Here is a 13,403-nt window from a genome sequence, read left to right as displayed (position 1 = left end):
CCCGCGATCCACCAGGGGGGAAATCCACATGAGCGAGACTCTGAACACCATCGGCGCCGACCGGCGCCGGACCCGGGACGACACCGTCCGGACCCGGCCGCGCCGCCCGGAGCCGGCGGACCCGACGCCGCCGTGGCGCCGCGTCCTGCGCCGCTGGCCCACGATCCTCAGCACCTGGCTCGTGGTCCTGGCCGCCGCCGTGGTCGCGGGCCTGCTGTGGCCGCCGACCTACCAGGCGACCGCCTCGATGACCGTCACCCCGAGCGCGGTGAACCCGCTCACGGGCGACTCCGGCTTCGAGGACGTCGAGATGCAGACGGAGATGGCCACGATGGCCTCCCAGCGCATCACCCTGCGGGCCGCGGCCCTGCTGCAGGACGTCCCCGTCGAGGAGGCCGACCCCGCACTGGCCGAGGACCTGCTCGAGCGGCTCTCGACCACTGCCCCGGACGACACCCAGGTGCTCCGGGTGACGGTCACCGCCGACGACCCCGACCAGGCCGCCGAGCGGGCCAACGCCCTGGCCACCGCGTACCTCGCCGACCGCGGCGAGGACGTGCAGACCACCGCCGACGACACCCTGCAGCGCATCGACCGGTCCATCGCCGGCCTCGAGCGCAGCGACGACGACTCCTCCTCCCTGCGGCAGCTGCGCGAGCAGCGCACGGCCCTGGCTCTCATCGCCCCGACCCCGGGCCGCGTGATCAGCGAGGCCACGCCGCCGCAGGAGCCCTCCTCAGCCGGGCTGCTGCTCTTCGTGGCCGGCGGGCTGGTCGGCGGGCTGGTGCTCGGCGCCCTCGCCGGAGCCCTCCGGGAGCGCGCGGACCGCAGCGTGCGCCGGCCCGACCGGCTCGCCGACGCGACCGGCTCGCCCGTGGTGGTGCTGAACTCCGAGGACGACGAGGACGGCGCCCTCGAGCTGCTGCGCCGGCTCGCCCAGGACGAGGACCGCGCCGTGCCGCGGCCCGGCTCCCGGATCGCCGTGCACTCGACCCTGCCCGGTCAGGCGGCGGTCGTCGTCCGGGCCCTGGACAACGTGGTCTCCTCGTGGGGCGGCACCGTCGAGGTCGTGGGCGCGGACACGCTCACCGAGGCCGTGGGTCCGCTGGGCGACACGAACTGGCTGGGCATGGACGACACCACGCCCTCGCTGCTCGTGGCCACGGTCCCGCCGCGGGCCGGGGCGGCCGAGCTGGCCGCCCTCACCGACCGGGTCGACGGCGTGGTGCTGGCCGTGGAGCCCCGGGGCCGGCTGCGCCGGTTCGAGGAGCGCTTCGAGCGGCTCAGCGGCCGCGGCGCCGCCGTGGTGCCCGCGTTCGTGGTGCAGCGCCAGACCCGCCCGGCGGCGGACCCGGTGCCCGCCCAGGAGACCGGGCCGCAGCACCGCTGACCGTCCGCCGGCGCCGCCTGAACCCGGGAGGTCAGGTCCGATCCAGGCGCCGGCGGTCGAACGCCAGGGGTCAGGGAGCCCGCACCGCGAGAGCGGGCGCTCCCTGGCCCCTGAGCACGTCCGCGAGGTCCTCGGCCGCAGCAGCCTCCGCCACGAGATGGGCCACGGTGGGCCCGGACCCGGACACGAAGCTCGCCAGGACGCCGGCGGCCGCACCGGCGGCCAGCACGGGCGCCAGCTGCGGGGCGAGCGAGAGGGCCGCGGCCTGCAGGTCGTTGGCCAGCAGCGGGGCCAGCTCGGCGGCCTGCCCGGTGCGCAGGGCCTCCTCGAGGCCCGCCGGCAGCCGGGGCGGCGGGACGTCCTCGTGCGTGCGCAGGCGGTCCAGCTCGGCGTAGACCGCGGGCGTCGACAGCCCGGCCTCGGCCGCCACCAGGACCAGGTGCAGCGGCGCTCCGACCGGCACCGGCCGCAGGTGCGCCCCCGTCCCGGTGCCCACGGCCGCCCCGCCCGTCAGCGCGAACGGCACGTCGGCGCCGAGGCCGGCCGCGAGCTGCAGCAGCGCGTCGTCGTCGAGCGCGGGCTCCCCGGAGACGCGGGCGGCGAGCCGGTTCACGGCGAGCAGGGCCGCTGCGGCGTCCGCGGAGCCCCCGCCCATGCCGCCGGCCACCGGCACGGCCTTCTCGATCTGCAGGTGCAGTCCGCCCGAGAGCCGCGGGAAGCGCGCGAGCACGGCCTCGGCGGCCCGGACCGCCAGGTTGGACCCGTCGGTGGGCACCGCGTCCAGGGTGAACGTCCCCCGGTCGATCTGCTGGGCCACGAGCGAGCCCGGGACCGCCGCCACGCCCACGCTGGTGCCGGCGCCCCGGGTCGGTGCGGCCGTCACGGTCTCCCCCGTGCTCACCGCGCAGTACAGGCTCGCGACGTCGTGGTAGCCGTCCGGGCGCGGCGGGCCCGCGGCGAAGAACAGGTTGACCTTCCCGGGGGCGGCGGCCCGCTCCGGGCGCGGTGTGGCGGTCATGCCCCGCGCACCCCCGCGGTCAGTCCCGCGGCGGCGCCGGCCTGGGCGATCCGGGCGAACGCGTGCACGTCCAGCTTCTCGCCGCGCTCGCCCGGGTCGATCCCGGCCGCCGCGAGGATCTCCCCGGCCGCCGCGGCGGAGCCCGCCCACCCGGCCAGGGCGGCCCGCAGCGTCTTGCGCCGCTGGGCGAAGGCCGCGTCCACCGCCGCGAACACCAGCTCCCGGTCCACGTCCGCCACCGGCTGCTCGCGGCGCACGAAGCGCACCAGCCCCGAGGCGATCTTCGGGGCCGGCCAGAACACGTTCTTCCCGATGGTCCCGGCCTTGGTGACCTCGGCGTACCACGAGGCCTTCACCGACGGCACCCCGTAGACCTTGGAGCCCGGCGCGGCGGCCAGCCGGTCCGCGACCTCCTCCTGCACCATCACCAGCCCACGGCGGATCGAGGGGAAGCGGGCCAGCAGGTGCAGCAGCACCGGGACGGCCACGTTGTACGGCAGGTTCGCCACCAGGGCGGTGGGCTCGGCGGGCAGCTCCTCGACGCGCATGGCGTCCTGCTCGAGCACGGTCAGCCGGCCCGCCAGCTCGGGGCGCAGCCGCTCCACCGTGTGCGGCAGCTGCGCCGCCAGCGGCGGGTCGATCTCCACGGCCACGACCTGCTCGGCGGCGTCCAGCAGCCCGAGGGTCAGCGAGCCGAGCCCCGGTCCCACCTCCAGCACCGTCTCGTGCTCGCCCAGCCGTGCGGCGGCGATGATCCTCCGGATCGTGTTGGGGTCGATCACGAAGTTCTGCCCGAGCGTCTTGGTCGGCCGGATGCCGAGCTGCTCCGCGAGCGCGCGGATCTCCGCGGGTCCCAGCAGGGCGCGGGCGGCGGGCTCTGGAGCACTGGATTCAGTCACCGAGCCATCGTATCGGCCGCACTCCCTCGCCCCGCGCCCTGCCTCTCCCCGTCCGTCTGCCGCCTCTGCCGCCTCTGCCGCCGAGTCCCCACGCTCCACCCCCCGCGGGCGTCGAGTCCCCAATGTTGTTCCGTGTCCCCAGGAATCGGCATGGGGAAATGCGACTGGATTGGGGGCTCGGCGGGAACGCCATTTCCACTCCCCATTTCTGTGTTGCATGTCCATGTCGTGCGCTTGTTCTTCATCGCGGCGGCGCCGGACCACCGAGACGTCGTTCCAGCTATCAACAGGGCATGACCGAGCTCATGAGCCTCACCCAGTTGCACGACACCGGCCTCAGCGGCCACGAGATCCGGCGTCGACTCCGTGTCGGCGAGCTCCACCGGGTCCACCCCGGCTACTTCACGTCGTCGGACGGCTACCGGCAGCTCAGGCCCGAGGAGCAGTCGTTGCTCCGGCACCGGGCGCTCACCCGCGCTGCCTCCGTGCCACCGGTGTTCTGTCTCGCCTCGGCCGCCCTCGTGCACGGCCTCCATCTGCGCCGTGTCCCCGCCCGCCTGCACACGCTCACCCGGCCGGGCCAGGGAACCCACAACGGATACGCCGGAGTCGTCAGGCATCAGGAGCCGCTGCCCGAGACAGACATCGTCACGATCCATGGCCTGCGTGCCACCTCGGGCGAGCGCACGCTGCTGGACTGCGCCCGGTTGCTGCCCTTCACCGACGCCGTGGTCCTGGCGGACCAGGCGCACCGCTTCGGTCTCACGCGGATCGCGCTGGAGAACCGCCTGTCGGAGTGGGCGGGCCGACGGGGCGTGCGCCGGGCGCGGCGCGTGCTGGACGCCATGGACACGCGTTCCGAGTCCGTGGGTGAGACCCTCACCCGCCTGATGCTGGCGGAGTCCGGCCTGCCGGCGCCGGAACTGCAGTGGGTGATCGTGGGACGGACGGGGTCCTACCGGGCGGACTTCGCATGGCCCGAGCAGCGGCTCGTGCTCGAGTTCGACGGCGAGACGAAGTACGCGGACTCCGCCGCCACCGTGATCCGCAACGAGCGACGGCGCGAGATCGAGATCCAGGAGCTGGGGTGGACCGTCATCCGGGTGGGCTGGCACGACGTCGTGCGCTCCCCCGCCACGACCGTCGCCCGGGTCGAAGCTGCCCTGCGCCGCTCAGCCGTCACCCGCTGACCCGCACTCGCTGACCCGCACCCCCGGCCCCGCCCACCGTTGCGGCACCCCGCCACCGCAGTGACCGGACCGTGCCGCACCACCCGCCCTGCTGCGCCACACCGTTTTCCGGGGGTGAGCGACGGTATGCCGTCGAACCCCCAGGTTTTCCGTGTTTCCCCATGAATGTTCCTGGGGAATTGCGATGGCTCTGGGGGCTCGCCGTCTGTGAACGCCACAGTGTGGGGACTCGGCGCACAAGATCAGCCGGGCCTTGGGGACTCGGATATGCCAGGCATCACAACGTGGGGAGTCGGCGATGCAAGACGCCACAGCCTGGGGACTCGGCTATGCGAGGCACCACAGCCTGGGGACTCGGCGATGCAAGACGCCACAGTGTGGGGAGTCAGCGATGTCGGGCGCCGCAACGTGGGGACTCGGCACCCGTGGGCAGCCGAGATGTGGGGACTCGGTGATGCGGATGGGGTGGAGGGGGCAGGAGGGAGGGGCGGGGCCAGGGAACGGGTCAGAACTGGCCGTAGACCTCCACCGTGTTCGACCAGAGGCGCTCGCACAGCGGCTCCAGCTCCTGCTCCAGGATCCCGGCCATGCCGCGCACCGTGTAGTTGACCACGTAGCTGGCGTTGGGCCGGCCCCGGTAGGGGTGCGGGGTGAGGAACGGCGCGTCGGTCTCGGTGAGCACGAGCTCGGGGCGGGCGGTGCGCAGCGCGGCTTTCAGGTCGTGGCTGTTCTTGAAGGTGACGGTGCCGGAGAAGGACATGTACCAGCCGTGCTCGTTGCAGATCCGCGCGAGCTCCTCGTCCCCGGAGAAGCAGTGGAACACGGTGCGCTCGGGGGCGCCCTCCTCCAGCAGGACGGCGACGACGTCGGCGTGGGCGTCCCGGTCGTGGATCTGCAGCGCCTTGCCGGTCTCCTTCGCGAAGCGGATGTGCTCCCGGAAGGACGCCTTCTGGTGCTCCCGGCCCTGTCCCTCGGTGCGGAAGTAGTCGAGGCCGGTCTCGCCGAAGGCCCGCACCCGCTCGTGCTCCCCGAGCTCCCGGATCGCGGCGAGCGCCTCGTCGAGGGCCCCGGCGGCCGCGAGCTTCGGCGCCTCGTTGGGGTGCAGCGCCACCGCGGCGAGCACCCGGGGGTCGGCCCCGGCGGCGGCCACGGCGAAGCGGGAGGACGGGACGTCGCAGCCGACCTGGACGAGCCCGCCCACGCCGGCGAGGGCGGCGGCGTCCGCGGCGTCGCGCACCGAGACCTGGACCCGGCCGTCCTGCAGGTCCAGGTGGGTGTGGTTGTCGGCCACCGGGTGCGGCAGCGGCTCCGGCGCAGGCGGGTAGGAGAGGTTGCGGCGGCGCCCGTCGTCGGCCTGGGCGGAGCGCCGCCGGGTGCCCTCCCCCGCGGGGACGTCCTCGGGCACGGCGTAGTGCTCGGGCTCGTAGGCGGCGGGGACCGCACCCGGGGCGGGAGCGGGCCGCGCGGCGGGGTCCGGCCACAGGGAGGCGGTGAGCAGGGTGGCGTTGGGGTCGGTCACGGGCGGCACCTCGGAAAGGATCGGGATGAAATGGGGAAGGAAAAGAGCGGGTCGCGAAGAGACGGACGGATCCGGTGAGCTCCGGCCGGTCCGGGACCGGGGCGGAACACGCGGGCACGTTCCGCCCCGACCAATCTACGAGCTGCGCCCCGTGCGGACATACTGGGAGCAGCAGCCCGAGCAGGAAGCCGAGGAGCCCATGGAGTCCTTCCCCCAGTACACGCAAGCGATCCTGGACCGGATCAACGCGGTGATCGACGGCAAGCCCGAGGCGGCGCGCACGGCTCTGAGCGTGCTGCTGGCCGGCGGGCACCTGCTGGTCGAGGACGTGCCGGGCGTGGGCAAGACCATGCTGGCACGCACGCTGGCGAGCGCGATCGGCGGCACGGTCTCGCGCGTGCAGTTCACCCCGGACCTGCTGCCCACGGACATCACGGGCGTCTCGGTCTACGACCAGGCTCGGCGCGAGTTCGAGTTCAAGCCGGGCCCGGTGTTCGCCAACGTGGTGATCGGGGACGAGATCAACCGGGCCTCGGCCAAGACCCAGTCCGCGCTGCTCGAGTGCATGGCGGAGGGACAGGTCACGGCGGACGGCACCACCTACCGGCTGTCGAGCCCGTTCATGGTGGTGGCCACGCAGAACCCCGTGGAGATGGACGGCACGTTCCCGCTCCCGGAGGCGCAGCGGGACCGGTTCACGGCCCGGATCTCGATGGGCTACCCGGACACCGAGGCGGAGATGACGATGCTCACCGACCACGGCGGCGGCTCCCCGCTGGCGGGCCTGCAGCCGGTGGTCTCCGTCGAGGACGCGGCCCGCCTGGTGGCGCACGTGCGCGGCATCCACGTCTCGGACGCGGTGCGCGCCTACGTGGTGGCCCTGGGCCAGGCCACGCGCTCGCACCCGCAGATCCGGCTGGGCGCCAGTCCCCGGGCGCTGCTCCAGCTGCAGGCCGCGGCCCGCGCGGAGGCCGCCCTGAGCGGGCGGGAGTACGTCCTGCCCGACGACGTGCGGGCGGTCGCGGTGCCCGTGCTCGCCCACCGCCTGATCCTGGACCGCCGCGCCGGCACGGACTCCGCGGAGGAGCTGGTGCGGGCGGTGCTGGACGAGGTGCGGGTCCCGGCCGAGCACACCCCCCGGACCCGATGAGCCGCCGGCCGGATCCGGGCCGGACGGCGGAGGGCGAGCGTGCGGAGCAGCCCGTGGACTCCCGTGCCCGGTTCACGGGGCGCGGCTGGGCGTTCCTCGGGGCGGGCGCGCTGTGCCTGCTGCTGGCCACCTGGCTGGGCCGCAAGGACGTGCTGGCGCTGGCCCTGTTCCTGGGCGGGGCCCCGCTGTTCGCGGCGCTGTCCCTGTACGTGGTCAAGCCGAGGGTGCTGCTCAAGCGCGGCGTGGAGCCGGCGCTCGTGACGGCCGGGGACTCGGCCGTGGTCCGGCTGCGCGTGCGGCACCGGACCCGGCGCGGCGGCACGGTCACCGGTGCGGTGGCCGTGCACGAGACGGTGCCCGAGCCGCTGGGCGGGGACCGCGAGCTGAGCGTGACGGCGAGCGGGGAGCCCGCCGCCTACACGGTGCGGCCGCGCCGCCGCGGCGTGTACGCCCTGGGCCCGGCCACGGTGCGGGTCGCCGACCCGTTCGGGCTCGCCGCCGAGCTGCTCGACGCCTCCGAGCGGACGTCCCTGCACGTGGCCCCGGACCCCGTGGAGCTGCCGGAGATCAGCGCCGACCGGCTGCGGGAGTCCGGCACCGACCCGTCCCGGACGGCGCAGCCGCAGCCGGGCCCCGACAACGTCACCACCCGCGAGTACCGGCACGGGGACCCCATGCGGCGGGTCCACTGGGCCGCCTCCGCCAAGCAGGGCCGGCTGATGGTCCGCCAGGAGGACCCCCGCAGCACCCGCCGCCTCGTCCTGGTCCTGGACCGCGGCGAGGCCTCCTGGCCCGGCGAGCGGCTGTGGGCGGGCGTGCTCCCCAGCACCGCGGAGTTCGAGTGGGCCGTGTCCTTCACCGCCGCCGTGCTCGAGCACCTCACCCAGCGCGAGACCGCCGTGCACGCCCTCGACACCTTCGGCCGCCCGCTCCCCCGCGGCGGCGAGGACGACGACGACGCACCCGCCCGCACCGCGGCCGTCACCGACGACGGCGCCGAGGACGCCCGGCACGGACTGGCGCGGGTGCGTCCGGATCCCGCGCCGCGTACGTCGGCCACCGGCGGGACCGCCGAGGACCCGCTGGCCGACCGGTTCGACCGGGACGGGCTGGTCCACCCCGTGCTGCTGGTCTCCGGGGACCTCTCGGCGCCGGCCGCCGAGCGGGTCCTGGGCGGCACGCAGCGGGCCGCCGCCGGCAGCGCCGTGCTGGTGGGCTCCTCCCCCGGCCGGGACCCGGACGGGGCGGCGGTGCTGGAGGCGGCGGGCTGGTCCGTCGTCGTCGTGCCGGCCTCCGCCGCGCCCGAGGACGCGTGGGCGCAGCTGGGCACCGGGGCCCGCACGGCCGGAGCCGTCCGGTGAGCGCCGCCGTCCGCGCCCCGTCGGCCGCACCGGTCGCCGCCGGGCCGCCGGAGACCCCGGGAACGCTGGTCCGCCGCCCGGTGGGCGCCGTCCTGGGCCTGGCCGGCACGGTCCTCGCGGCGGTCTGGCTGTCCCTCGTGGCCCTGACCGGCGTCCTCGACGGCACCGGGTGGGTGCCGGGGTCGCTGCTCGCCGCCCTCGCCGTGGTCGCCGCGACCGCGACGTCCCGGGTGCTGCGGCTGCCGGGCGCGCTGGCCCCGCTGTTCGGCGCCGGCGCCCTGGTGCTCGTGCTCACGGTGCTGTTCCTGCGGGAGCCCGCGCTGCTCGGCCTGGTCCCCACCCCGGGGAGCCTGGCTCTCGCCGCGCAGCTGTGGCAGGAGGCGGCCGGGGTCGCCGCGGAGCGGCCCGCCCCGTACCCGGACGCCGCGGCGCTCGCGTTCGTCGCGGCCCTGGTGACCGGGGCCGTGACCCTGTTCGTGGACACCGTGCTCGTGGCGCTGCGGCTGCCGGGGCTCAGCGCGCTCGGCGTGCTGGCGCTGCTGGTGGTGCCCGCCCTGGTGCTCCCGGAGAGCGTGGGGGCGGCCGGGACGGCGGCCGCCGTGCTCGCCGCCCTGGTCCTGCTCGGCGGCGGACGGCGCTTCGGCGCGGTGCGGGAGCCCCGCACCGCGGCGGCACCGGGCAGCTGGCCGCGGGCCCTCGTGGTGGGCGCCGGGGTGCTCGCCGTGACCCTGCTGGTCCCGGGCCTGGTCCCCGGTTTCGTCAACGGCGCGTTCCCGCAGGGCAGCGGCCTCGCCGGCGAGCGCGCCTCCGGGGTGGGCCCGCTGCGGGCCGTGGGCCAGGACCTGCGCTCCGCGGAGCAGCTGCCGCGCCTGGAGTACACCACGAGCACCGGCGAGCCCGAGCTGCTGCGGGTGCTCACCCTGACCGACTTCTCCGGCGCGGAGTGGTTCCCGGACAGCACCGGGCTGGAGCCCGGGCCCGGCACCCTCGCGCCCACCCCGCTGCAGCCGGTGGGCGACGGCCCCGAGCGCACCACCGCCGTGGAGCTGCGGGACTGGTCGGAGCGCTGGCTGCCGCTGCCGTGGGCGCCCGTGGGCGTGACGGGGCTCGAGGACGGCGACTGGGCCTGGAGCCCCCGGGACCTCGCCGTGCACGGGGGGCAGGTCCCTCCGCAGGGCACGGCCTACGAGGTGCGCTCGGTCGCACCCGAGCCCACCTCCGCGCAGCTGCGCGAGGCCCCTGCCGCGCCGGAGACCCCGGAGCTCGCCCCGTACCTGGAGCTGCCCGAGCAGTCCCCGGCGGCCCTCCAGGACGCCGCCCGGGAGCGCGCCGGCGACGCCCCCACGGCGTTCGACCAGGCCCTGGCCCTGCAGGAGTGGCTGCGCTCCGACGAGTTCCGCTACGACGTGGACGCCCCGCTCGCCCAGGGCTACGACGCCGGCGGCATGGGTTCCCTCGAGGAGTTCCTGGCCGTGCGCACGGGCTACGCCGGGCACTTCGCCCCGGCGATGGCGGTCATGGCCCGGGAGCTGGGCATCCCCGCCCGCGTGGCGGTCGGCTACCTCCCGGCCACCGGGACGGACGCCGCGGACGCGGCACCGGGCGCCGCGCCGGAGGCCGAGGAGCCCTTCGGGGCCGCGGCGGACCCGGGCGCCTTTCCGGTCCTGCCCCGCGACGCCCACGCGTGGCCGGAGCTGTGGTTCGAGGGCTCCGGCTGGGTGCGCTTCGAGCCGACCCCCGGCACGGGCGACCTCCCCGGCTACGCCGCCGAGGGCTCCCAGGACGGGGACGGGCAGTCGCAGGAGGGCGAGGGCACCGCGGAGCCCACCGGTGAGCCGACCGACGCCCCCACCCCCGCGAGCACGGCGGACAGCTCCGAGACGGACGCGCCCTCGGCCGAGCCGACGGCCGTGCCGACCCCGGAGTCCTCCGCCGCGCCGGCGCCCGAGGAGGACGCCGAACCGGCGGTGTGGCCGGCCTGGCTCGCCGGGGGGCTGGCCGCCGCGCTGCTCGCCCTGCTGGCTGCGCTCCCCCGGCTGCTCCGGTCGCGGCGGCGCCTTCGCCGGCTCCGGGTCCTGGGCGACGAGGAGGCCCCCGCACCGCAGCGGGCCCTGGCAGGGTGGGCCGAGGTCGAGGACCTCGCCGTCGACCACGGCGTGGGCCGCGCCGCCGCGGAGACGCCCCGGGCGTTCGTCGACCGGCTCGGCGCCCTGCTACCGGCGGCCGCGGCGCCGCTGGGACGCCTCGGCCGGGACGTGGAGCAGGCCCTCTACGCGCCGGGCACCGCGGCGTGGTCGCCCGAGGCCGCGCCGGCGGACGTCACGGCGCTGCGGTCGGCCCTGGCCGAGCGCGGCGGACCCGGCGCCGGGCGGGCCCGGTGGTTTCCCCGCTCCGTGACCGCCCGGCGCTGAACGGGATAGGACGTGCCGACGCACGACAGGGGTTCAGCCGAGCCCCGGCCCACCATTCGCACCGCGTACAACCACGGATGGACAGGAATTCTCCACCCGGAGGCGGACTCCAGCGGATGATCCATCGGTCACTCTTGACTCATGCAGGGCCGCCCGGTCGGAACACCACCCGGCGAGAGCGGCGAACACATCGCTCGTCCCATGCAGTGCTTCCCCGAGATGTCGGATGGAAGCACGTCCCCGCTCCATCCGCTCCCTCACGTCAGGACCATCTGCCATGTTCGCTTCCCAGCACCCGGATGCCGCTCACACCTCCTCACGCCGACGTTCTTCCCGAACCAGGGTGCTCGTGGCCGGAACGCTCCTCGCCCTCGCCGGATCCACTCTCGCCGTCGCCCCGGCGCAGGCCGCCACCACGCGCGACGGATGCACTGTCACGCCTCTCGCGCCGAAGAGCCAGAACAACGGCCAGTCGGTGCTGCTCCGTGTCACGGTCAAGTGCAAGCCGGACACCACCCTCAGTGTCGAGAGCCAGCTGTGGGAAAAGGATGGCGGTGGCAATCCCGACGACAGGCAGGGGCCGGTGGAGAAGCGGCACTGGGTCTATGTGAAGGACGCCAATCCCCGGACCCTCTCCTACGTGCGAGACGTTCCCAACACGGAGACAGGCGCCGAGGAGGTGTACCACTCCGTCCGGTTCCAGGTGCGTCCGGCCGGGGACTGGCTCTTCGGCCAGTGGACGAACTGGGAGGAGAGCCCCTGGACGGTCTTTCCGCAGTAGGGAGCACGACGGGGAGCCCTGCACCCGATGAGCCGGGCTCCCCGTTGCGCCGCGGCCCACGTTCTCAACGGTGCGGGGCCCCGGCGTCCCGAGGAAGCTGTGGCCGGCGCGGCCACAGGACGAAAGACCTTGGGGCGCGTCGTATGTCTCGCGGAGACCCTCGCGAGAGCTGACAGAACAGCCACAGAACATGAGAACGGAAGAGTGGCTCCCCGATGCCCGCACACGACCGAGGACCCGAGGACGACGCGCTGCCAGCACGGACGGAGGCCCCGGAAGAGCACTCGCCGGCCACGGCCCTTCGGCTCATCGGAGTCTTCGAGCAGCGATGTGGTGCCGGCCGCGCCCAGGTGTCCACTGTGCGGTTCGATGGCGATCGCACGGAGCTCCAGCTTTCCTCCGGACAGGAACTCTCGTTTCCGCATCTGCGGCCGCTGCAGGATTTCCTCGCCGCCCGCGCTCGGGAAGCACGTGAGGCGGTGTCCACGACCGGGCGTCCATCCGGCGCCGAGGAGCGAGCGCAGTGGGAGTGGTGGTACGAGGTGCTGCTGGACCTGGCAGCCTATCCGTCCTACTTCGAAGACCTGCATCCCCGTCTGGAGGTGCTCGCCGTGCACCGGAGTCCGCACGCCGCCGTCATCACCGTCGGGGACGGGAGGATCACCGAGACGTATCGGGTGTCCCGGGCTCCGGAGGACCAGTTCCCCCTCGGCATCCCGGACGACATCCGTTACAGCTTCGACAACGCGGCCGCGAAGGAACCGCCGTTCGCGAAGAGGGTTCGGTAGTTCTGTCCTGTGGCCACGCGGATCCACGAGCTCCGTGGGAAGCACGCTTGTTCTCAGGCGGCCCTCCGGCGCGCAGTACCGCCCCGATGAGCCGGCTCGAATGCCGAGTCCCCCGTGTGTTCGCAGTTCCCCCCGATTGGTCCAGGGGACTTGCGGGCAGACGGGGGACTCGGCGCTGTGCGGGACCGGAGGGCGGGGAGTCACCACTTGTAGTCGAGGAACTTGCCGTCGAAGGTCACCACCACGCGGTCGCCGTCCGGGTCGGGGCGGCGCGAGACGTCGACGCGGAAGTTGATGGCGCTCATGATCCCGTCACCGAACTCCTCGTGGATGAGCTCCTTGAGGGCCGGCCCGTAGACGGAGAGCGCCTCCACGAACCGGTAGACCGTGGGGTCCGACATCCGCGCCGGATCGGTGCCGCGCGACGGCTGCTGCTGCAGGCTCTCGGCGACCGTCCCGTCCAGCCCCAGGAGGTCGCAGACCTGCCGTGCCTGCTCCGGGGTCATGGGGTGCTGCCCCAGCAGCGCGGCGGTCGTCCAGACGTGCGGGGCGCGGATCTCGTCGGCGATCTCGCGCCAGGACAGGCCGCGGCGCACCCGCGCCGCGGCCACGAGCTCGGCGGCGCCGGACTTGGACAGGATGGGGGTCATCTCGAACTCCTCGGGAGGACGGCGAACGGGTCGGGTGGCCGGATCGGTCGGACGGCGAGCTGGTGCGGACGGCGGTGAGCTGGTGCGACGGTGACGAAACGGCCGGAGCGAGGTGGCGGTGACAGCCGTGCGCCGGACGGGACCAGCAGGTGGGAACGACCGCAAGTCGGACGGGACGAGCTCGTGGTGACAGCCGCGAGCCGGCCGGGCGCGACGTCCTAAGAGGAGCACGGGGCGTCGGGCGGA

Annotated in this window: 11 protein-coding genes; 7 read left to right on the top strand and 4 right to left on the bottom strand. The window is 75.0% G+C overall.

What is annotated here, in order from left to right; all coding sequences use genetic code 11:
* The first annotated feature begins 28 nt into the window (after nt 1-28).
* Nucleotides 29-1,390 carry a hypothetical protein gene (locus tag RCG67_RS11260; RefSeq protein WP_368826288.1) on the top strand — a complete coding sequence of 454 codons (1,362 nt, stop codon included), beginning with the start codon at nt 29-31 and terminating at the stop codon, nt 1,388-1,390.
* 70 nt (nt 1,391-1,460) lie between these two features.
* Here the strand turns inward: RCG67_RS11260 and RCG67_RS11255 are convergent, their stop codons facing one another.
* Together RCG67_RS11255 and rsmA are read right to left on the bottom strand one after the other, a co-directional pair.
* Entirely contained in the window at nt 1,461-2,408 is a 948-nt protein-coding gene (locus tag RCG67_RS11255; RefSeq protein WP_368826286.1) for a 4-(cytidine 5'-diphospho)-2-C-methyl-D-erythritol kinase, read from the bottom strand.
* Entirely contained in the window at nt 2,405-3,307 is a 903-nt protein-coding gene (gene rsmA / locus RCG67_RS11250; RefSeq protein ID WP_368826284.1) for a 16S rRNA (adenine(1518)-N(6)/adenine(1519)-N(6))-dimethyltransferase RsmA, read from the bottom strand. The genes RCG67_RS11255 and rsmA overlap by 4 nt, the downstream gene beginning before the upstream one ends.
* Nucleotides 3,308-3,600: 293 nt before the next feature.
* On the opposite strand from rsmA, the gene RCG67_RS11245 reads away from it, so the two are divergent.
* On the top strand, nt 3,601-4,497 hold the full coding sequence (locus tag RCG67_RS11245; RefSeq protein ID WP_368826282.1) for a DUF559 domain-containing protein: 897 nt from the start codon (nt 3,601-3,603) through the stop codon (nt 4,495-4,497).
* A 505-nt stretch (nt 4,498-5,002) separates the two neighbouring features.
* On the opposite strand, the gene RCG67_RS11240 is transcribed toward RCG67_RS11245, so the two are convergent.
* Complete coding sequence (locus tag RCG67_RS11240) at nt 5,003-5,995, bottom strand: TatD family hydrolase (RefSeq protein WP_438612664.1); 993 nt, start codon at nt 5,993-5,995, stop codon at nt 5,003-5,005.
* Between the two features lie 220 nt (nt 5,996-6,215).
* Here RCG67_RS11240 and RCG67_RS11235 point away from each other — a divergent pair, with 220 nt between their 5' ends.
* The 5 genes from RCG67_RS11235 (at nt 6,216) to RCG67_RS11215 (ending at nt 12,507) form a co-directional block, all read left to right on the top strand.
* Nucleotides 6,216-7,166 (top strand): AAA family ATPase, encoded by a 951-nt coding sequence (locus RCG67_RS11235; RefSeq protein ID WP_368826326.1) that lies wholly within the window; start codon nt 6,216-6,218, stop codon nt 7,164-7,166.
* Between the two features lie 53 nt (nt 7,167-7,219).
* Nucleotides 7,220-8,527, top strand: a complete 1,308-nt coding sequence (locus RCG67_RS11230; RefSeq protein WP_368826276.1) for a DUF58 domain-containing protein — start codon at nt 7,220-7,222, stop codon at nt 8,525-8,527.
* On the top strand, nt 8,524-10,938 hold the full coding sequence (locus RCG67_RS11225; protein WP_368826274.1) for a transglutaminaseTgpA domain-containing protein: 2,415 nt from the start codon (nt 8,524-8,526) through the stop codon (nt 10,936-10,938). Before RCG67_RS11230 ends, RCG67_RS11225 begins: the two co-directional genes overlap by 4 nt.
* A gap of 277 nt (nt 10,939-11,215) precedes the next feature.
* Nucleotides 11,216-11,719, top strand: coding sequence for a hypothetical protein (locus RCG67_RS11220; protein WP_368826272.1), 504 nt, complete (start codon nt 11,216-11,218; stop codon nt 11,717-11,719).
* A gap of 215 nt (nt 11,720-11,934) precedes the next feature.
* On the top strand, nt 11,935-12,507 hold the full coding sequence (locus RCG67_RS11215; RefSeq protein WP_368826270.1) for a hypothetical protein: 573 nt from the start codon (nt 11,935-11,937) through the stop codon (nt 12,505-12,507).
* Nucleotides 12,508-12,707: 200 nt separating this feature from the next.
* Here RCG67_RS11215 and cynS read toward each other — a convergent pair whose 3' ends face one another.
* Nucleotides 12,708-13,157, bottom strand: a complete 450-nt coding sequence (gene cynS, locus RCG67_RS11210; protein WP_368826268.1) for a cyanase — start codon at nt 13,155-13,157, stop codon at nt 12,708-12,710.
* Nucleotides 13,158-13,403 lie beyond the last annotated feature (246 nt).

It is taken from the genome of Kocuria cellulosilytica (assembly GCF_040981245.1).
GTDB lineage: Bacteria > Actinomycetota > Actinomycetes > Actinomycetales > Micrococcaceae > Kocuria > Kocuria cellulosilytica.
Note: the sequence above shows the minus strand (reverse complement) of the source record. Positions and strands in the feature narration are given on the sequence as shown.

What these genes read in the sequence shown, in the direction of transcription:
- RCG67_RS11255 (WP_368826286.1), bottom strand. Translation starts at nt 2,408, where the DNA reads ATGACCGCCACACCGCGCCCGGAGCGGGCCGCCGCCCCCGGGAAGGTC.
- RCG67_RS11235 (WP_368826326.1), top strand. Translation starts at nt 6,216, where the DNA reads ATGGAGTCCTTCCCCCAGTACACGCAAGCGATCCTGGACCGGATCAAC.
- RCG67_RS11260 (WP_368826288.1), top strand. Translation starts at nt 29, where the DNA reads ATGAGCGAGACTCTGAACACCATCGGCGCCGACCGGCGCCGGACCCGG.
- RCG67_RS11215 (WP_368826270.1), top strand. Translation starts at nt 11,935, where the DNA reads ATGCCCGCACACGACCGAGGACCCGAGGACGACGCGCTGCCAGCACGG.
- RCG67_RS11245 (WP_368826282.1), top strand. Translation starts at nt 3,601, where the DNA reads ATGACCGAGCTCATGAGCCTCACCCAGTTGCACGACACCGGCCTCAGC.
- cynS (WP_368826268.1), bottom strand. Translation starts at nt 13,157, where the DNA reads ATGACCCCCATCCTGTCCAAGTCCGGCGCCGCCGAGCTCGTGGCCGCG.
- RCG67_RS11220 (WP_368826272.1), top strand. Translation starts at nt 11,216, where the DNA reads ATGTTCGCTTCCCAGCACCCGGATGCCGCTCACACCTCCTCACGCCGA.